We start from the raw sequence: 17,269 nt of genomic DNA, 5'->3' as shown, positions 1-17,269 counted from the left end.
GTAGTAAATATAAAGAGAGCAGAGTGTCAGATAATATAACCCGCCTGCTGGGCATTATGAGCCGCTTGCGCGACCCGCAACGTGGCTGCCCGTGGGATTTAAAACAAAGCTACGCCACTATAGTGCCTTACACGCTGGAAGAAGCCTATGAAGTAGCTGATGCGATTGCCCGGGAGAGCTTTGACGAGCTAAAAGATGAGCTGGGTGATTTACTGTTTCAGGTGGTGTTTTATGCCCAAATCGCCAAAGAAGAAGGCCGCTTTGAGTTTGACGATTGTGTCACGGCTATTTGCGACAAACTGGAACGGCGCCATCCGCATGTCTTTTCTGAGCACGCAACGGGTGATATAGCAATAGAAGATGCCACCACTGCAGAAAAAGTGTTGCAGAACTGGGAGGCACTAAAAAGTAACGAGCGTAAAGAAAGTGGCCTGCACAGTGTGCTGGACAATATTCCACAGGCGATGCCGGCATTAAGCCGGGCTTACAAACTGCAAAAACGCTGCGCTAATGTCGGCTTTGACTGGCCCAATGTTGAGGGCTGTTGGGATAAAGTAAAAGAAGAAATTCTTGAAGTAGAGCAAACGCAGGCTGGTAGTGAAGAACTGGCCGAAGAGCTGGGTGATTTAATGTTTGCTCTGGTTAACGTAGTACGCAAACATAAGCTTGACCCTGAAGCAGTACTGCGTGCCGCTAACCGTAAATTTGAAACGCGTTTTCGCAAAGTAGAACAGGCATTAGCTGCAGCAGGTAAAACAGCGCAGCAATCTAACCTGGCTGAAATGGAAGCGCTGTGGCAAGTGGTAAAGAAACAAGCGCAGTAAAAAGGGCGCCGCTTATAAGGTATAGCGCCCTGTTATAATGAACAGTTAATTGACTTCGTCTGGCTCCACATATACGGCGTTAGGCGCCCGTACATGTTTATCGCGTAATTTACCTACCAGCGAACTAAGCTTACGTTGCAGCTTATCTGCAGCGCCGGTAATTGCCTGGCCAACAGTAGCAGCATGTTCTGTAACGGCTACAGGATCCAGTCCTTCCGGGCGCGCTTCAAGTAAACACCGCTTATCATGGCCTTCATGTTTGGTGCTGCCGTTTTCGTCACTTAAATGCACTTCAATCCGGGTTACGTGGTCAGTAAAGCGGTTGAGCTTGCTGTTCAATGCATCGCGAACAAACTCAGCAAGGCGCTCATCGGCCTTAATATGACGGTCTGTATTAATTTGAATTTGCATAGGCTACTCCTGTTGTTGACTCTTTAGCGGGGTACACAATTTACAGACCCCGCCGGCGTCGAATGGTTTCCATCTGCTACTACTTATCTGGAGACTGTGAGCGGCACACTCAAGGGGAGGAGGCTAAAAATTTCTGTTGCAAGGCAATTGTTGGTTGAATGCAAATACAGTGAGAATCGGCTTGCTCTAAATCAACCGTTGCAGGCCAGGATGGCCGAATCGAGCCCCCAGGGACGGGTTTACGGCGTGTTGGTGTGAGCAAACCGGTTCGTATCGGAGAAAGATAACTGACTAAATCACGTTAGCCAGCAGCTTTACGTTGAGTGCCGTTGCGCGCTTTGCTATACTTTCCTCCCGTCCTGATACCAATTCTTGAACAACCGTTGTACCCCAGTGTTTAGGCACCGGGCGCTTGGTGTTTTTTTGTTTTGGTATTCATCTATTGATTAACATTGTCTCAGGGGTCTCATGACTACAAGATATATCTTTGTGACGGGTGGCGTGGTTTCCTCCTTAGGTAAAGGCATTGCTGCAGCATCACTGGCTGCTATTCTGGAAGCTCGTGGCCTTAAAGTCACCATCCTCAAACTTGACCCCTACATTAACGTTGACCCGGGTACCATGAGCCCTATTCAGCATGGCGAAGTGTTTGTTACCGAAGACGGTGCTGAAACCGATCTTGATCTTGGCCATTATGAGCGGTTTATCCGCACAAAAATGACCAAGCGTAATAACTTCACCCAGGGCCGTATTTACGCCGACGTATTGCGCCGTGAGCGCCGTGGCGATTATCTGGGCGCCACTATTCAGGTTATTCCGCACATTACCAACGAAATTAAAAGCCGTGTAATTGCCGGCGCTGAAGGTTACGATATTGCTATCGTTGAAATTGGCGGTACTGTTGGTGATATTGAATCGCTGCCGTTTTTAGAAGCTATCCGCCAGTTAGGCACCGAAGTGGGCCGCGAGCGTACCCTGTATATGCACCTGACGCTGGTGCCGTATTTAGGCACTGCCGGTGAAATTAAAACCAAACCGACCCAGCACTCGGTAAAAGAGCTGCGTTCTATCGGTATTCAGCCGGATATTCTGGTGTGTCGCTCTGACCGTGCTATTCCTGCTAACGAGCGTGCCAAAATTGCGTTGTTCACCAATGTGGAAGAAAAAGCAGTTATTTCATTAAAAGACGTCTCAAGTATTTATCAAATTCCGGCGCTGTTAAAATCACAAGGCCTGGACGATTTAGTTTGCCGCCGTTTTTATATTGAAGCGCCAGAGGCTGATTTAGTTGAGTGGGAGCAGGTGCTGTACCAGGAATCGAACCCTACCGGTGAAATTACCATTGGTATGGTAGGTAAGTACGTTGAACTGCCGGATGCGTATAAATCGGTTAACGAGGCGCTGGGCCATGCCGGGCTGAAAAACCGTGTTAGCGTGCATATTAAATATATCGACTCGCAGGACGTTGAAAGTAAAGGCGTTGGCATTTTAGCCAGCTTGGATGGTATTTTAGTACCGGGTGGTTTTGGCGAGCGTGGTGTTGAAGGTAAAATTTTAGCCGCGCAATATGCCCGCGAACATAAAGTGCCGTATCTGGGTATCTGTTTAGGTATGCAGGTAGCACTGATTGAATTTGCCCGTAACGTAGTGGGCATGAGCCATGCGCACTCTACTGAATTTAATAAAGACACACCTTACCCGGTAGTGGGTTTAATTACCGAATGGCGCGATGCCGACGGCTCGGTGGAAACCCGTTCAGACAAGTCTGACTTGGGTGGCACCATGCGTCTTGGCAGCCAGAACTGTAACCTTATAGACAATACTAAAGCCCGCGAAATTTACGGTAAAGCGGTTATTCAGGAGCGGCATCGTCACCGCTATGAAGTGAATAACAACTTACGGCCGCAATTAGAAGAGGCAGGATTAGTGGTATCAGGTTTGTCTGCCGACAATCAACTGGTAGAGATGATAGAAATACCATCACACCCGTTTTTTGTTGCCGGGCAATTCCACCCGGAATTTAACTCGACACCACGGGATGGTCACCCGTTGTTTCAGGCCTTTGTCGCAGCCGCGTACAAAGTGCAGAAGCAGCAACGCGTATAACTTGTGCTAAGCCGTGTCAGTTAACACGGCTTTTTCGTTTTAGAACAGGGGACTCAAAGCATGTCTGAAATTGTAAAAATTATCGCCCGCGAAATTATGGATTCACGCGGTAACCCAACAGTAGAAGCCGATGTGTACTTAGCCAGTGGCGCTATGGGCCGTGGTTGCGCGCCATCTGGTGCCTCTACCGGTTCACGCGAAGCGTTAGAACTGCGCGACGGCGACAAAAGCCGTTACTTAGGTAAGGGTGTGACTAAAGCAGTTGCCAATATTGATGGCGCAATTCAGGCGGCGTTAAAAGGTAAAAACGCGTATAACCAGGCAGAAATCGACCAGATCATGATCGATTTAGACGGCACTGAAACCAAGAGTAAGCTGGGTGCTAATGCTATTCTGGCCGTGTCATTAGCGGTAGCCCGTGCAGCCGCTGCCGATAAAAAAATCCCGTTATACCAGCATATTGCTGATTTAAACGGCACCTCTGGCGTATACAGCATGCCAGTACCGATGATGAATATTATCAACGGTGGCGAGCACGCTGATAACAACGTCGATATTCAGGAATTTATGGTGCAGCCGGTAGGCGCTAAAACCTTTGCTGAAGCACTGCGTATGGGCGCCGAGATTTTCCACAGCCTGAAAAAAGAACTGCAAAAGCGTGGCTTAAATACTGCAGTGGGCGATGAAGGCGGTTTTGCACCGGATTTAAAATCAAATGAAGAAGCCTTATCTGTGATCGTAGAAGCGGTAAAAGCTGCCGGTTACGAGATGGATAAAGACATCACACTGGCGCTGGATTGTGCGGCTTCAGAGTTTTATAAAGACGGTAAGTATGTACTAAGTGGCGAAAACAAGAGCTTTGATTCATACGGCTTTAACGACTACCTGGCAGGTTTAAGCCAGCGTTATCCTATCGTGTCCATCGAAGATGGTCTGGATGAAAGCGACTGGGATGGCTGGAAAGACTTAACCAATAAAATCGGCAGCAAAGTGCAGTTGGTAGGTGATGATTTATTTGTTACCAACACCAAAATTTTAACCCGCGGCATCGAACAGGGCATTGGTAACTCTATCCTAATCAAGTTTAACCAGATTGGTTCGTTAACCGAAACTCTGGCTGCGATTAAAATGGCCAAAGACGCTGGCTTTACTGCCGTTATTTCGCACCGCAGTGGCGAAACCGAAGATGCCTTTATTGCCGATTTAGCCGTAGGTACTGCCGCTGGTCAAATAAAAACCGGCTCACTTTGCCGCTCTGACCGCGTATCTAAATACAACCAGTTACTGCGTATTGAGCAGGAGCTGGGTGGCAAAGCGCCGTACAAAGGCCGCAGCGAAATTAAAGGCCAGTAATTACCACTAGGTAACTACTTACTGCCGCCCTGTTGTCAGGCAAAAAAATAAAGCCACCGCGAGGTGGCTTTGTTGTATCTGGCCGACAATTATATAGCGGTTATCGCCTGGTATTAATGTAATAAGGTGTTTAGCTCGTCAATAACTTCACACCATTCTGCATCTTGTTTAAGTGACTCACGTAAAAAACTGGCCTGGGCCTGATTCCAAAACGGCGCATCTTGTATTGTTGTATTGGCGGGCAGTTTATGCTGGCTGACAAACCGGCGTATAGCTTGCTCATCATTATCTAAACCTAACTGCGCGAACAAAGTGTGCAGATCATGTTGTGATGTGTCCATAACTTAGCCTCGTCGATATAGTAATTAATACAGCATAGTCCTTTGCGCACTATTTCGTTAAAAAGTAGTTTTGCTGCATAGCGGGTTATGCTGTAAAACCGCTGCTTGGCAATATAAAGCCTTGCTGCTATTGTGGATAAAAGATGGATAAAAAAACAACAATAACAGACGGGGTATGTATGTTGGCTGAATTGAATACGGTAGAGCTGGACCGGCTAAAAGCAATTTTGCTCAGTGCTGATGAATTAAAACTGGCAGCATCATTGCTGTATCAGTCTTATTATGATGATCCGCTGTTTATGGAAATTTTCCGTGCCGACAAAACAGATTATGAACAACGGCTGCGTGCGGCTATTCGTGAAGAGTTAAATACCTTCTGGCAGGCAAAGCAGCCCATGATAGGTTTGTTTTCTGCTGAGCAGTTGTTGGGTGTGGCTTGTGTTATTACGCCGGATTCAGGTATTGGCGCCAGCCGGTTGTGGCACTGGCGGCTTAAAATGTTACTGACAGCAGGCTATGTTTCTACTAAACAGTTGCTGGAGAAAGAGCAAAAAATTCATGCTGCCATACCGGCAGAGCGCTACCATATGCTGGCGTTTATTGCCGTTGCTCCCAGGCAGCAGCACCTCGGGTTGGGGCATTACCTTATTCATGCGGTAGATTCTATAGTGGATCAAGATCAGCACTCTGCCGGCATTGGTGTCTTTGTTACGCTGGAAAAATATCAGGCATTTTTTGCCGGTGACAAATATCAGCCGGTGACCGAGCTGGCGTTTAATACCGTAAGTGGTACCCTGATGTTCCGGCCACGGCAACAGCTGGCCGGGTAGTTTAGCAGGGGAACGCCGATGAATAAATTCAGCAGTTTCGCAGAGTTTTACCCATATTATTTAAGCGAACACCAAAACCCGGTGTGCCGTGCGCTGCACTATATCGGCAGCACTTTAGTCATTGCTGTGCTGCTGTATGCGCTGGTTACGCAGCAATGGAGCTGGCTATGGTTGTTACCGGTGATTGGTTACGGCTTTGCCTGGCTGGGGCATTTTTTGTTTGAACATAATAAGCCTGCCACCTTCCAATATCCGTTTTACAGCCTGGCGGCTGATTGGGTAATGTTTAAAGATTTTTTAACCGGCCAGCTAAAACATAAGCTGGCGGTTAAGTCTGTTTAGTTGATACGGTAGGCTGGCAGGTTAAACGCTGCCAGCCGCATGCCGCTAAGTAACAACTCTGCCTGATAACGGCTTTCGCCGTCACCGCTGAAATCTACCTGATACGAAGTAATAAAACGTAAATGGCCGTTTATTTTACGAAAACTATGGCCACTGCGGCCACAGTCAAGCATTTGCAATTGCTGTTGCTGGCATAGCTGGCGCGCCACTACTATGGCGCGTTCATCTTGTTTGCGTTGCAGCCAGAAGGCATAACAAATACTGCTGATTATCAACAGTAGTAATACTGGACCCATAAATAACTCCCAAAACTATTGGCAGATAATGCTGATTCATCACGCTTTTTACAAGGGCTGGCTGCAGCTTTAGCTTATGTTAAACTGTGCCGCTTATTACGAGGTAGTTATGTCAGACGTGGTTAAAACCCTGCTTATTGAACTGGAAAACGAGCTTAAACAGCAACAGCTTTGGAGTACAGTAGCGCCGCAACCCGCAGCGATGGCCAGCACAGTGCCGTTTTGCTATGACACTATGGCGCTTGAACAGTGGCTGCAATTTATTTTTTTACCACGGATGCAGGCATTGCTGGATGCAAAATCAGCTTTGCCCAATAAAATCAGTGTGCTGCCGGTTGCAACAGAGGCGTTTAAAGCTCATGGCGTACGTGTGATGCCATTACTTGGTATTATTGCGCGTATAGATAGCACTTTGTCAGGCACAAAATGAGCGCAGCCGAACCTTTTGAGCTAAATGCACCACTGCGTATTTTATATCAGGACGAGCACATAGTCGCGATAGATAAACCCAGTGGCATGCTGGTGCACCGCTCGTTTCTTGATAAACACGAAACTGTATTTGTTATGCAAACTCTGCGCGACCAGATTGGCCAGCATGTGTTTCCGGTACACCGGTTAGACCGGCCAACATCCGGCGTGTTAGTGTTTGCCTTATCCGGCGAGGTTGCACGCTTGTTAGGGGCGCAGCAGGAAAAACAACTGTGGCATAAACATTATCTGGCCGTAGTGCGCGGTTTTGTGCCACAGGGCGGTGAGCTGGATTACCCGCTAAAAGAAGAGCTGGATAAAATAGCTGACAAATTCAGCCGCGATGATAAAGCACCGCAGCAGGCTATTACCCGTTATCAGCCGTTACAGCGGGTTGAACTACCAATACCGGTAAGTAAATATCCGGCAGCGCGCTACTCGCTAGTGGCACTGCAACCTTTAACCGGGCGTAAACACCAGCTGCGCCGTCATCTGGCGCATTTACGCCATCCGATAGTGGGTGACACCAGCCACGGTGACGGTAAGCATAATGCGCTGTTTAAACAGCACTTCAGTTGCCGCCGCTTATTGCTCATTGCCAAGCAGTTACAGTTACAGCATCCGGTTACAGCGGAAACTTTGCAGTTCAGTGCTGGTCTTAACGGGCTTGAAGCATTGTTTGGCCAATTTGGCTGGCCGGTAGATGACGCTTATTATCAGCAACAATTTGCTGAGCTTTTTATGGAGAAAAAATGGCAAAAATAGCCCTGATTGTCGGCACCGTCTATGGCGCTGCCCAGTATGTTGCTGAAGAAGCCCTGCCGTTGTTAAACGGCCTGGGGCATGAGGTAGCGCTTTATGATGAAGCTAAGCTGGATGATGTGCTGAGCTTTAATGCCGATATCTGGCTGGTAGTAAGCTCCACCACCGGCCAGGGTGATATACCTGACAATGTGTTTCCGTTTTTCCTTGATGTACAAAACCGTTTCCCGCTGTTAACCGGCAAAAAGTTTGCGGTTATAGCGCTGGGAGACAGTAGCTACGACACCTTTTGTGCTGCCGGGGAGAAGTTCCGTGAGCTGTTGCTGGAAATTCAAGGCACAGAACTGGCGCCGATGCTGCGTATCGACGCCGGAGAAACTTTGGAGCCGGAGAGCATTGCCTTGCCGTGGCTTAAGCAGCAGTTTGCCAATCTGAACTAACAATATTTATCCAGCTTGTTGTAAGCCTTTGCGCCCGGTGCTTTTAGTGCCGGGTCGTTTTGTGCAGCCAGTTTATCTACCCACATAGCCGTGGCACCGCATACTGCAACGGGCATCACAAACAGATTAAACAACGGGATCATGCAGGCGATATTGACAGTGATGCCAAAGGCAAAGCTGTTGCCGGGCTGAGCGCGTAACTGTGCACGCATAGTGCGAAAATCGATTTTATGATTGTCGTATGGGTAGTCGCAATACTGTATCGCCAGCAGCCAGCTGGTAAATAAAAACCACAAAATTGGGCCAATAAACGGTAAAAACAAGAACAGCACAAACAATACAATGGCTCGCGGCAGGGCGTAAATAAACTTTTGCCATTCGCGTGCCAGCATACGCGGTATATCTTTAATAAAACCGGCCAGGCCGGTATCAGGTAGTGTTCTGCCGGATAAATGTGCCTCTACTTTCTCACTTAGCAGGCCATTAAAAGGCGCAGCAATAAAGTTAGCCACCATGGTAAAGCTGTATGCCAGGCCTATTACCAGTGACATTACACCAAGCGGGATTAATAAATATTCCAGCCAATGCAGCCAGTCGGGTAAGTACTGTTGCACTGCAGCCACCATAGCGCTGACTTGCTGTAACAAAATGTAGAATGCGAAAGAAAACAGCAACAGATTAATCAGCAGTGGGATCAGGACAAAACGCTTCAAGCCTTTGGTATAGATCAAAGTTAAGCCACGAAAAAAGTAGTACATTAAAACCTCCGCTAAAATACCTTAACAGCTATGCTGGCAGTATAAGGTGTCTGGCCTTAATTCTGCTGTACTGGCTCAGGTTTTTTGGTAACAGAATATAACGCTGTAACACAGTTCTGGCGTGCCGGCAGGGTTTTTATGCTAGAATGCGCGCAGTTTTTTTGCCGCGGCGCGGTTTAACTGGTTTTAACAGCAACTTTTAACAGCAACTTTTAACAGCAACTAAGGGTGATATATGGCGATGTTAGGTTCTGCATTGGTATTTGGGGTAACCACACTGTGCTTACTGGCAGGGTTAACCTGTCTTATTTCGGCCTTGTTGGTACCAGCGGCAGAGGGCGCAGAGAAGCAATTTGAAAAGCGCCTCGAATATGGCATCTTTGCTGCGGTGGGCCTGGTTAGTTTTGCGGTAATGCTGTATATCGGCTAAAGCAGTTGCATTGCAATAAAAAACGGCAGGAACAACCTGCCGTTTTGCTTTTGTAACCCTAAGTTATTCGACGCTGCGCAGCAGGGCGTTAATACCCACTTTAGCACGGGTTTGCGCATCGACTTTTTTCACAATGATAGCGGCATATAAGCTGTGGCTGCCATCTTTTGAGGGAATTGAGCCTGGCACGACAACGGCGCCAGCAGGTACCCGGCCATAGCTGATTTCGCCGGTTTCTCTGTCATAAATACGCGTGCTCTGGCTAATGTATACGCCCATTGACAGTACAGCACCTTCTTCAACGATAACGCCTTCTACCACTTCAGAGCGGGCGCCGATAAAGCAGTTATCTTCAATAATGGTTGGGTTAGCCTGCAACGGTTCTAATACGCCACCAATGCCTACGCCGCCGGATAAATGCACATTTTTACCAATTTGTGCACAGCTACCTACCGTGGCCCAGGTGTCTACCATAGTGCCTTCGCCGACATAGGCGCCGATGTTTACATAAGAGGGCATAAGTACCACATTTTTTGCCACATAACTACCACGACGTACCGCAGCTGGTGGCACTACGCGTACACCGTCAGTACGGAACTGTGCGTCAGTGTAGCTGGCATACTTCATTGGTACTTTATCAAAAAAGCGGTTTTCGGCGCCGTCCATTACCTGGTTGTCGTTAATGCGAAACGACAGTAATACAGCCTTTTTCAGCCACTGATGCACTACCCATTCACCGGCTATTTTTTCTGCCACCCGGGCACTACCGTTATCCAGCATAGTAATTACCGCTTCTACGGCTTGTTTTACTTCTGCCGATACCGTGCTGGGGGTAATATCGGCACGTTGCTTAAATGCTTGTTCGATAATGTTTTTTAACTCTGACATTGTCTTTGTTAGCCTTCTGTTTGCTGTGATAGTTGCTCGATCAGTGCCCGCTTCAATGCACTTTGCTGCTCACTGCTAAGAGCCTGATCGTCGCTATTTGAGATCATAAAAAAATCTTCTGCCCGCTCGCCAATGGTGGTGATTTTTGCTGCATGAATATTAACATCGCAGCGCTGAAATACTTCGCCGATATTCGCCAGCAAACCCGGCGTGTCCAGTGCGGCTAATTCAATCATGGTGCGTTTACTGGTATTGCCGGGTAAAAATACCACTTTGGGCGGTACATTAAACTGGCGCATCTGGCGCGATAATTTGGTTTTTTGCCGCGACAAGTCAGGTTTGTCCAGAATATACAGCTCTAACGCACGTTTAATACTTTGCTGGCGCGAGGGCGAATTAACCGGCTCGCCGTTTTGCTCCAGCACTACAAAGGTATCCATGGCATAGCCGTCTTTATTGGTCATGATCTGGGCATCAAAAATATTGACTTTTTTGCTGTCCAGCGCCGCCACTAAACGGGCAAATAATTTGGGCTGGTCTTTAGTGTAAATAAATACCTGGGTGCCGCCGCGGATCGGCGCTTTGCTGATCAGCACCAGCGGTTCATCCGGGTTTTTATGCCGCAGAATATGCTCGCAGTGCCAGGCAATTTGCCGCGCGCTGTAGCGGGCAAAATAGTCGGCTTTAATGCGGCTCCACAGCTGTAGAATTTCACTTTCACTAAAGGTTTGCTTCAGTAATAGTGGCATGGCTTCGCTTTGGTTTTCACGGATTAAATCGCGCAGGTCCATCGGCTTTTCCAGGCCGCGGCGAAAGGCTTTTTGTGTGGCTAAAAACAACTCACGTAGTAAGGAGCCTTTCCAGTCGTTCCACAAATTATCGTTAGTGGCGCGGATATCGGCCAGCGTTAAACAGTACAGATAATTCAACCGGGTTTCGTCGCGTACTTTTTCGGCAAATTCGGCCACTACTGCCGGGTCGTGAATATCACGGCGCTGTGCGGTAACCGACATCAGTAAGTGGTGCTCTACCAGCCAGGCAATCAGCTTGCTGTCAAACTCACTGAGCTTATGCAGCTTGGCAAATTCGCGTACGTCCATGGCACCAAGCTCAGAGTGATCGCCGCCACGGCCTTTGGCAATATCGTGGAAAATACCGGCTAAATACAGCAGCTCCGGTTTTTCCATTTTTCTGACGATATCACTGCACAGCGGAAACTCGCTTTCATGTTCGGTTAGTGTGTACTTATAAAGATTTTTCAGCAGGCGGTGCGTATGCTCATCTACAGTGTAGGCATGAAATAAATCAAACTGCATCTGGCCGACAATATTGCGCCACTGTGGTAAATAAGCTGCCAGTACGCCATAGCGGTGCATTAAGGTAATGGCTTTGTCCATACCGCGCGGGTGGCGGATAATCGCTAAAAACAGTTGGCGGCAGGCTTCATAGTCTTGTAAATCACCCATTAAACGCCGCCGTACCTGGCGCACCAGGCGCATGGTAGAAGAATGCACACCGGTAATATTGGAGTTATTGGCTATATGCCAGAACAGCCGCAGCAGGTTGTCGCGCCTGGCAAACACGGCGTTGTCGCGGGCGACAATTAAATGGCCCTGCAGCTCAAAGTAGTCATCCAATACCAGAGTTTTAACTTTTTCTTTATGGTTTAAAATGCTGCCATCAAAGTGCTGCAGCAGCATTTCGTTTAGCTCGCTTACGCGCTGTACTGTGCGGAAAAACCGCTTCATCATCCGTTCAACCGAGGCTTTGCCATCAGCGCCAAATCCCAGCCGTTCTGCCACTGCAGGTTGGTAATCAAACAAAATACGGTTTTCGTTGCGCCCGGCTTCCATATGCAGTGCAAAACGCATTTGCCACAAATAAGCTTCACACTCCATCAGCTCCTGATACTCATCTTCGGTCAGGTACTGATAGGCTACCAGTTCACGCATGGTGCGGGTTTGAAAATGCCGTTTGGCTACCCAGCCGATGGTTTGAATATCACGCAGGCCGCCAGGGTTAGCTTTTAAGTTCGGCTCCAGGTTGTAAGCGGTGCCATGATACTGGGCATGGCGCTGTTGTTGCTCATGTCGTTTGGCCTGAAAAAACGCCTGACTGGTCCAGAAACTGTCTTTGCTGACTTCAAACTGCAGTTGTTCAAACAATGGCTTATTGCCGGTTAACAGGCGCATTTCCAGCAGGTTAGTGGCGATGGTGATATCGTCTTTACCCAGTTTTATTGACTCTTTTACCGTACGTACACTATGGCCAACCTCAAGGCGTAAGTCCCATAATGTGGTAATAAACTGGGCGATAGCCTCTTGTTGTGTGGTGGATAAACGGCCATCAGCCAGGATCAGTAAGTCGATATCAGAGCTGGGGTGCAGTTCGCCGCGGCCGTAGCCACCTACTGCAATCAGGCTTAAGTCTTTACTTTTATGCAGTTCATATTTGTGCCACAACTGCACCAGCACTTCGTCAATAAAATGCGCCCGGGCTTTTACCAGTGTATTCACCGGGTGCTGTGAGAAGCTGCGGCCAAGCCAGTCATGAAAGTCGGCGAAATGTTTTTTGTAGCTCTCCAGACTGTAACTGTCGGGCAGCGCTTTGCTAAAGGTTACGGTCTGGGACATGTCGCTTACTCCTTTATAGCGGGCGGGCTTATTCGGCAGTCAGAATGCGCTCTATCGTATCGTCACTGCGCAGCGTTAAAATTTCACAGCCGGTATCAGTAACCAAAATAGTATGTTCAAACTGGGCAGACAAACTACGATCTTTGGTGACTACTGTCCAACCGTCGGCTAATAATTTGCTGTGGCGGGCGCCGGCGTTAATCATCGGCTCAATGGTTAAACACATACCGCTTTTTAATACTTCGCCGGTACCCGGCTTGCCGTAATGCAGTACCTGCGGGTCTTCATGAAATACCGCACCTATGCCGTGGCCGCAGTATTCGCGCACCACTGAATAACTGTGTTTTTCAGCGTGTTGCTGAATAACATGGCCGATATCGCCTAAACGCACACCGTTTTTTACTTTTTTCAGCCCCAGGTACATACATTCTTGCGTAACCCGGATAAGCCGCTCGGCCATAATGCTGGGCTTGCCGACGACAAACATTTTTGACGTATCGCCGTGGTAGCCATCTTTAATGACAGTAATGTCAATATTAATGATGTCGCCCTCTTTGAGCTTCTTGTCGGCCGGGATGCCGTGGCAAATTACCTGATTAACCGAGGTACAGATAGATTTGGGAAAACCGTGATAGTTCAGCGGTGCCGGTATTGCCTGTTGCTCGTTAATGATATAGTTGTGGCAGATAGTGTTCAGCTCATCGGTGGTAACACCGGCTTTTACGTAAGGCTCAATCATTTCCAGCACGTCGGCTGCGAGGCGGCCTGCGACACGCATTTTTTCAATTTCGGCCGGGGTTTTGATGGTTGCTGTCATGCCTGTTCTCTCTTTGGTACCAATGGACATTGCGGCCCGTTGTACTGCTGCAAAAATACACATTTGATTGTGTTTGTAAGGTGCCTATGGTATAAAGCGCGCCGCAAATTAGCAAATCGCTTTGTCTTTTATTGCAGAACCTTTTGTTCTTAGATAGAGATAAATGCGGGCTGATAGGCGGAATTTAACCAAAACACACATGTATCGACACATATTCCGGGGTGCTTTGCTTTGCGCTGAACAACAGCCAGACCAGAGTCGGCATATGGGATACATGGAGGCTTAACCCCTTTTACAGGAAAATAAATCATGGCAAAAGTTTCTATGCGCGACATGCTCCAGGCGGGCGTGCACTTCGGTCACCAAACCCGTTACTGGAATCCAAAAATGAAGCCATTCATTTTCGGTGCGCGTAACAAAGTACATATCATCAACCTGGAACAAACTGTTCCTATGATGAACGATGCACTGGCATTCATTCAGCAAGTAGCAGCGAAAAAGGGCAAAATCCTGTTCGTTGGTACTAAGCGTGCGGCTTCTGAAGCAATCAAAGAAGCGGCAAGCAAAGTTGATCAGTTCTATGTAAACCACCGCTGGTTAGGTGGCATGCTGACTAACTGGAAAACTGTTCGTCAGTCAATCAAGCGTTTAAAAGATCTGGAAGCGCAAAGCCAGGACGGTACTTTCGACAAGCTGACTAAGAAAGAAGCTTTAGACCGTACCCGTGAAATGGAAAAGCTGGAAAAGAGCTTAGGCGGTATTAAAGACATGGGCGGCTTGCCAGACGTGCTGTTCGTGATCGACGCTGACCATGAACACATTGCGATCAAAGAAGCTAACAACCTGGGTATTCCGGTTGTATCTATCGTTGATACCAACTCTGATCCAAAAGGCGTTGACTTTGTAGTACCAGGTAACGATGACGCGATCCGCGCTATCCAGTTATATCTGGCTGCTGTAGGTCAGGCTATCCTGGAAGGTCGTGACAAAAACATCGAAGTACAGGCTGAAGCCGAAGCCTTCGTTGTTGAAGCAGAGTAATTTCTCTGTCATTAGCGCAGGTTAAACTTGCGCTAGCACAGTGCAAAATTGCGACAGGGGCCACGGCCCCTGTTTGTCCAACCCGAATTATTACGAGGAAGCTCCCATGGCTGTAACTGCCGCTTTAGTAAAAGAACTTCGCGAGCGCACTGGCGCTGGCATGATGGATTGTAAAAAAGCATTGGAAGAAACTGCAGGCGATATCGAAGCAGCAATTGATGCGATGCGTAAAAGTGGTCTGGCCAAAGCTGCCAAGAAAGCAGGCCGTATTGCCGCTGAAGGTACTATTTTAACCCGCGTAGCTAACGGTTACGGTTTAGCTATCGAGTTTAACTGTGAAACTGACTTCGTAGCGCGTGATGCCAGCTTCCTGGCGTTTGCTAACGCTGTTGCTGATTTAGCCCACGCTAACAAGCTGTTCACTGCTGAAGCTATTTTAGCTGCTGATTTAAACGGTACTTCAGTTGAAGACACCCGTGCAACTCTGGTTGCTAAAATCGGTGAGAACATCAACGTACGCCGTGCAGCAGTAGTTGAAGGCGCTGTAATTGGTTCTTACGTGCACTCTGGCCGTATCGGTGTATTAGCCGTGCTGGACGGCGGTAACGAAGACATCGCTAAAGATGTTGCTATGCACATTGCTGCTAACAATCCAGGCTTCTTAACACCAGACGACGTACCGGCTGATGTTGTTGAGCGTGAGCGTGTTATTCAAATCGATATCGCGGTTAACTCTGGTAAGCCACAGGAAATCGCTGAGAAAATGGTTGCAGGCCGTATGAGCAAGTTCACTGGTGAAGTGAGCTTAACCGGTCAGCCATTCGTGAAAGACCCATCAGTTTCTGTTGGCGATTTCCTGAAGCAAAACAGTGCCAAGGCAGTTTCTTTCATTCGCTTAGAAGTAGGCGAAGGTATCGAGAAGAAAGAAGAAGACTTCGCAGCTGAAGTTGCAGCCCAAATCGCGGCGGCCAAGAAGTAATTTATTCTTCTGCAAACTGGCAAAACCCGCTAGAATAACCGCGACTTTGAGTCTGACAAGGCTTGAATCGCGGTTTTTTTTACCCGCAATAATCCTAATTAACCACGCATTATGGGGATCTCATGAGCACGAATCCAAAACCAACTTACCGCAGGATTTTATTAAAACTCAGTGGCGAAGCCCTGATGGGTGACGAGGGCTTTGGTATTGATCCCAAAGTGCTGGACCGGATGGCGCAGGAAATCAAAGAACTGGTTGAATTGGGTGTACAGGTAGGTATTGTGATCGGCGGTGGTAATATCTTCCGTGGTGAAGGCCTGGCCAAAGCCGGCATGAACCGGGTGGTGGGTGACCATATGGGTATGCTGGCTACGGTGATGAATGGCCTGGCCATGCGCGATGCGCTGCATCGTGCCTATGTCAATGCCCGCATGATGAGTGCTATTCCGCTGAACGGCGTGTGTGACAATTACAGCTGGGCTGAGGCCATCAGCTTGCTAAAATCAGGCCGGGTAGTGATTTTCTCTGCCGGTACCGGTAACCCGTTTTTCACCACTGATTCTGCTGCCTGTTTACGCGGCATTGAAATTGAAGCTGATGCGGTATTAAAAGCCACCAAAGTTGATGGAGTATTTTCTGCCGATCCGGTAAAAGATCCTACCGCTACGCTATATAGCCAGCTGACTTATAATGAAGTGCTGGATAAAGAACTTAAAGTGATGGATTTAGCTGCCTTTACGCTGGCGCGGGATCATAATCTGCAAATTCGTGTGTTTAATATGAACACTGCAGGCGCGTTAAAGCGGGTAATTATGGGCGAGCCGGAAGGCACAGTCATCGACCACGCCGAAAATTTACAGTAAACTAGCGCCTTTAGAGCCGCTGTGTTGAAGACAGGCAATGAATAAAAAGGATACCGATCGTGATTAACGACATTATTACAGACAGCAAAGTACGGATGGAAAAAAGCGTTGATGCGCTTAAAGTGCAATTAACCAAAGTGCGCACCGGTCGTGCGCACCCAAGCTTATTAGATGGTATTTCCGTATCTTACTATGGCACCGATACACCACTGCGCCAGGTTGCCAACGTCTCTATCGATGACGCTCGTACACTGGCGATTACTGTGTTTGATAAAAGTATGACGGCTGCCGTAGAAAAAGCCATTATGGCATCTGATCTGGGTTTAAACCCAATGTCTGCCGGTACTATTATTCGTGTGCCGCTGCCAGCTTTAACTGAAGAGCGCCGCAAAAGCCTGGTTAAGCTGGTGCGTGGTGAGGCCGAAAACGGCCGTATTGCGGTACGTAATATTCGCCGTGATGCCAACGCTGATTTAAAAACGCTGCAAAAAGATAAAGAAATCAGTGAAGATGATGAGCGCCGTGCAGCTGAAGAAATTCAGAAAATTACCGATCTTTTCGTCAAGAAAATTGACGAAGTATTAGCTGATAAAGAAAAGGAATTAATGGAAGTCTGATTCAGCCTTCTGTTAACATTACAGCGTCGTGACGCTTGGGCATTACGGCGCTTTTTTCTATTTGGCCGAT

At 48.0% G+C, this 17,269-nt stretch carries 20 protein-coding genes; 13 read left to right on the top strand and 7 right to left on the bottom strand.

What is annotated here, in order from left to right:
* The first annotated feature begins 23 nt into the window (after positions 1-23).
* Positions 24-824 carry a nucleoside triphosphate pyrophosphohydrolase gene (gene mazG / locus M2404_RS00625; protein ID WP_259237541.1) on the top strand — a complete coding sequence of 267 codons (801 nt, stop codon included), beginning with the start codon at positions 24-26 and terminating at the stop codon, positions 822-824.
* A gap of 45 nt (positions 825-869) precedes the next feature.
* Here the strand turns inward: mazG and M2404_RS00620 are convergent, their stop codons facing one another.
* Positions 870-1,235 carry an HPF/RaiA family ribosome-associated protein gene (locus M2404_RS00620; protein WP_259237539.1) on the bottom strand — a complete coding sequence of 122 codons (366 nt, stop codon included), beginning with the start codon at positions 1,233-1,235 and terminating at the stop codon, positions 870-872.
* Between the two features lie 468 nt (positions 1,236-1,703).
* On the opposite strand from M2404_RS00620, the gene M2404_RS00615 reads away from it, so the two are divergent.
* Positions 1,704-3,341: a CTP synthase gene (locus M2404_RS00615; protein WP_259237537.1), complete on the top strand. Its 1,638-nt coding sequence runs from the start codon at positions 1,704-1,706 to the stop codon at positions 3,339-3,341.
* Positions 3,342-3,401: 60 nt separating this feature from the next.
* On the top strand, positions 3,402-4,694 hold the full coding sequence (eno, locus tag M2404_RS00610) for a phosphopyruvate hydratase (RefSeq protein WP_259237535.1): 1,293 nt from the start codon (positions 3,402-3,404) through the stop codon (positions 4,692-4,694).
* A gap of 113 nt (positions 4,695-4,807) precedes the next feature.
* On the opposite strand, the gene M2404_RS00605 is transcribed toward eno, so the two are convergent.
* A complete protein-coding gene (locus M2404_RS00605) occupies positions 4,808-5,035 on the bottom strand; it encodes a DUF2789 domain-containing protein (RefSeq protein ID WP_259237533.1) in 228 nt (75 codons plus the stop codon).
* Between the two features lie 179 nt (positions 5,036-5,214).
* Between M2404_RS00605 and M2404_RS00600 the strand changes: the two genes are divergently transcribed.
* The gene (locus tag M2404_RS00600; protein ID WP_259237532.1) at positions 5,215-5,865 is read left to right on the top strand and encodes a GNAT family N-acetyltransferase; all 651 of its coding nucleotides are present in this window, start codon (positions 5,215-5,217) and stop codon (positions 5,863-5,865) included.
* A gap of 18 nt (positions 5,866-5,883) precedes the next feature.
* Entirely contained in the window at positions 5,884-6,207 is a 324-nt protein-coding gene (locus M2404_RS00595; RefSeq protein WP_259237531.1) for an Mpo1-like protein, read from the top strand.
* Here the strand turns inward: M2404_RS00595 and M2404_RS00590 are convergent.
* Positions 6,204-6,503, bottom strand: coding sequence for a DUF3301 domain-containing protein (locus M2404_RS00590; protein ID WP_259237530.1), 300 nt, complete (start codon positions 6,501-6,503; stop codon positions 6,204-6,206). The two genes, M2404_RS00595 and M2404_RS00590, sit on opposite strands and share 4 nt — an antisense overlap.
* A 109-nt stretch (positions 6,504-6,612) precedes the next feature.
* Between M2404_RS00590 and M2404_RS00585 the strand changes: the two genes are divergently transcribed.
* The 3 genes from M2404_RS00585 to M2404_RS00575 are packed head-to-tail and all read left to right on the top strand — an operon-like array spanning position 6,613 to position 8,173.
* Positions 6,613-6,933: a YqcC family protein gene (locus tag M2404_RS00585; protein ID WP_259237529.1), complete on the top strand. Its 321-nt coding sequence runs from the start codon at positions 6,613-6,615 to the stop codon at positions 6,931-6,933.
* On the top strand, positions 6,930-7,736 hold the full coding sequence (gene truC / locus M2404_RS00580; protein ID WP_259237528.1) for a tRNA pseudouridine(65) synthase TruC: 807 nt from the start codon (positions 6,930-6,932) through the stop codon (positions 7,734-7,736). The genes M2404_RS00585 and truC overlap by 4 nt, the downstream gene beginning before the upstream one ends.
* Complete coding sequence (locus tag M2404_RS00575; protein WP_259237527.1) at positions 7,724-8,173, top strand: flavodoxin; 450 nt, start codon at positions 7,724-7,726, stop codon at positions 8,171-8,173. Before truC ends, M2404_RS00575 begins: the two co-directional genes overlap by 13 nt.
* Here the strand turns inward: M2404_RS00575 and cysZ are convergent.
* Positions 8,170-8,931: a sulfate transporter CysZ gene (gene cysZ / locus M2404_RS00570; protein ID WP_259237526.1), complete on the bottom strand. Its 762-nt coding sequence runs from the start codon at positions 8,929-8,931 to the stop codon at positions 8,170-8,172. The genes M2404_RS00575 and cysZ overlap by 4 nt on opposite strands.
* A 235-nt stretch (positions 8,932-9,166) precedes the next feature.
* On the opposite strand from cysZ, the gene M2404_RS00565 reads away from it, so the two are divergent.
* A complete protein-coding gene (locus tag M2404_RS00565) occupies positions 9,167-9,361 on the top strand; it encodes a hypothetical protein (RefSeq protein ID WP_259237525.1) in 195 nt (64 codons plus the stop codon).
* Between the two features lie 63 nt (positions 9,362-9,424).
* Here M2404_RS00565 and dapD read toward each other — a convergent pair whose 3' ends face one another.
* The 3 genes from dapD to map are packed head-to-tail and all read right to left on the bottom strand — an operon-like array spanning position 9,425 to position 13,699.
* Positions 9,425-10,249 (bottom strand): 2,3,4,5-tetrahydropyridine-2,6-dicarboxylate N-succinyltransferase, encoded by an 825-nt coding sequence (dapD, locus tag M2404_RS00560; protein WP_259237524.1) that lies wholly within the window; start codon positions 10,247-10,249, stop codon positions 9,425-9,427.
* Positions 10,250-10,257: 8 nt separating this feature from the next.
* On the bottom strand, positions 10,258-12,882 hold the full coding sequence (glnD, locus tag M2404_RS00555) for a bifunctional uridylyltransferase/uridylyl-removing protein GlnD (RefSeq protein WP_259237523.1): 2,625 nt from the start codon (positions 12,880-12,882) through the stop codon (positions 10,258-10,260).
* 28 nt (positions 12,883-12,910) lie between these two features.
* Positions 12,911-13,699: a type I methionyl aminopeptidase gene (gene map, locus M2404_RS00550; protein ID WP_259237522.1), complete on the bottom strand. Its 789-nt coding sequence runs from the start codon at positions 13,697-13,699 to the stop codon at positions 12,911-12,913.
* Positions 13,700-14,008: 309 nt separating this feature from the next.
* On the opposite strand from map, the gene rpsB reads away from it, so the two are divergent.
* The 4 genes from rpsB to frr all read left to right on the top strand — a co-directional run bounded on the left by rpsB (position 14,009) and on the right by frr (position 17,199).
* Positions 14,009-14,740, top strand: a complete 732-nt coding sequence (gene rpsB / locus M2404_RS00545) for a 30S ribosomal protein S2 (protein ID WP_068232391.1) — start codon at positions 14,009-14,011, stop codon at positions 14,738-14,740.
* 106 nt (positions 14,741-14,846) lie between these two features.
* Entirely contained in the window at positions 14,847-15,719 is an 873-nt protein-coding gene (gene tsf, locus M2404_RS00540; protein ID WP_259237521.1) for a translation elongation factor Ts, read from the top strand.
* A 122-nt stretch (positions 15,720-15,841) separates the two neighbouring features.
* Positions 15,842-16,582, top strand: a complete 741-nt coding sequence (pyrH, locus tag M2404_RS00535; RefSeq protein ID WP_068232385.1) for a UMP kinase — start codon at positions 15,842-15,844, stop codon at positions 16,580-16,582.
* A gap of 59 nt (positions 16,583-16,641) precedes the next feature.
* Positions 16,642-17,199: a ribosome recycling factor gene (frr, locus tag M2404_RS00530; RefSeq protein WP_259237519.1), complete on the top strand. Its 558-nt coding sequence runs from the start codon at positions 16,642-16,644 to the stop codon at positions 17,197-17,199.
* Positions 17,200-17,269 lie beyond the last annotated feature (70 nt).

Origin of the sequence: Rheinheimera pacifica (assembly GCF_024809855.1) — a bacterium.
GTDB classification, from domain to species: Bacteria; Pseudomonadota; Gammaproteobacteria; order Enterobacterales; family Alteromonadaceae; genus Alishewanella; species Alishewanella pacifica_A.
This window is presented reverse-complemented; position numbering and strand designations above follow the sequence as displayed.

What these genes read in the sequence shown, in the direction of transcription:
- M2404_RS00620 (WP_259237539.1), bottom strand. Translation starts at nt 1,235, where the DNA reads ATGCAAATTCAAATTAATACAGACCGTCATATTAAGGCCGATGAGCGC.
- M2404_RS00615 (WP_259237537.1), top strand. Translation starts at nt 1,704, where the DNA reads ATGACTACAAGATATATCTTTGTGACGGGTGGCGTGGTTTCCTCCTTA.
- eno (WP_259237535.1), top strand. Translation starts at nt 3,402, where the DNA reads ATGTCTGAAATTGTAAAAATTATCGCCCGCGAAATTATGGATTCACGC.
- M2404_RS00605 (WP_259237533.1), bottom strand. Translation starts at nt 5,035, where the DNA reads ATGGACACATCACAACATGATCTGCACACTTTGTTCGCGCAGTTAGGT.
- M2404_RS00600 (WP_259237532.1), top strand. Translation starts at nt 5,215, where the DNA reads ATGTTGGCTGAATTGAATACGGTAGAGCTGGACCGGCTAAAAGCAATT.
- M2404_RS00595 (WP_259237531.1), top strand. Translation starts at nt 5,884, where the DNA reads ATGAATAAATTCAGCAGTTTCGCAGAGTTTTACCCATATTATTTAAGC.
- M2404_RS00590 (WP_259237530.1), bottom strand. Translation starts at nt 6,503, where the DNA reads ATGGGTCCAGTATTACTACTGTTGATAATCAGCAGTATTTGTTATGCC.
- M2404_RS00585 (WP_259237529.1), top strand. Translation starts at nt 6,613, where the DNA reads ATGTCAGACGTGGTTAAAACCCTGCTTATTGAACTGGAAAACGAGCTT.
- truC (WP_259237528.1), top strand. Translation starts at nt 6,930, where the DNA reads ATGAGCGCAGCCGAACCTTTTGAGCTAAATGCACCACTGCGTATTTTA.
- M2404_RS00575 (WP_259237527.1), top strand. Translation starts at nt 7,724, where the DNA reads ATGGCAAAAATAGCCCTGATTGTCGGCACCGTCTATGGCGCTGCCCAG.
- cysZ (WP_259237526.1), bottom strand. Translation starts at nt 8,931, where the DNA reads ATGTACTACTTTTTTCGTGGCTTAACTTTGATCTATACCAAAGGCTTG.
- M2404_RS00565 (WP_259237525.1), top strand. Translation starts at nt 9,167, where the DNA reads ATGGCGATGTTAGGTTCTGCATTGGTATTTGGGGTAACCACACTGTGC.
- dapD (WP_259237524.1), bottom strand. Translation starts at nt 10,249, where the DNA reads ATGTCAGAGTTAAAAAACATTATCGAACAAGCATTTAAGCAACGTGCC.
- glnD (WP_259237523.1), bottom strand. Translation starts at nt 12,882, where the DNA reads ATGTCCCAGACCGTAACCTTTAGCAAAGCGCTGCCCGACAGTTACAGT.
- map (WP_259237522.1), bottom strand. Translation starts at nt 13,699, where the DNA reads ATGACAGCAACCATCAAAACCCCGGCCGAAATTGAAAAAATGCGTGTC.
- rpsB (WP_068232391.1), top strand. Translation starts at nt 14,009, where the DNA reads ATGGCAAAAGTTTCTATGCGCGACATGCTCCAGGCGGGCGTGCACTTC.
- tsf (WP_259237521.1), top strand. Translation starts at nt 14,847, where the DNA reads ATGGCTGTAACTGCCGCTTTAGTAAAAGAACTTCGCGAGCGCACTGGC.
- pyrH (WP_068232385.1), top strand. Translation starts at nt 15,842, where the DNA reads ATGAGCACGAATCCAAAACCAACTTACCGCAGGATTTTATTAAAACTC.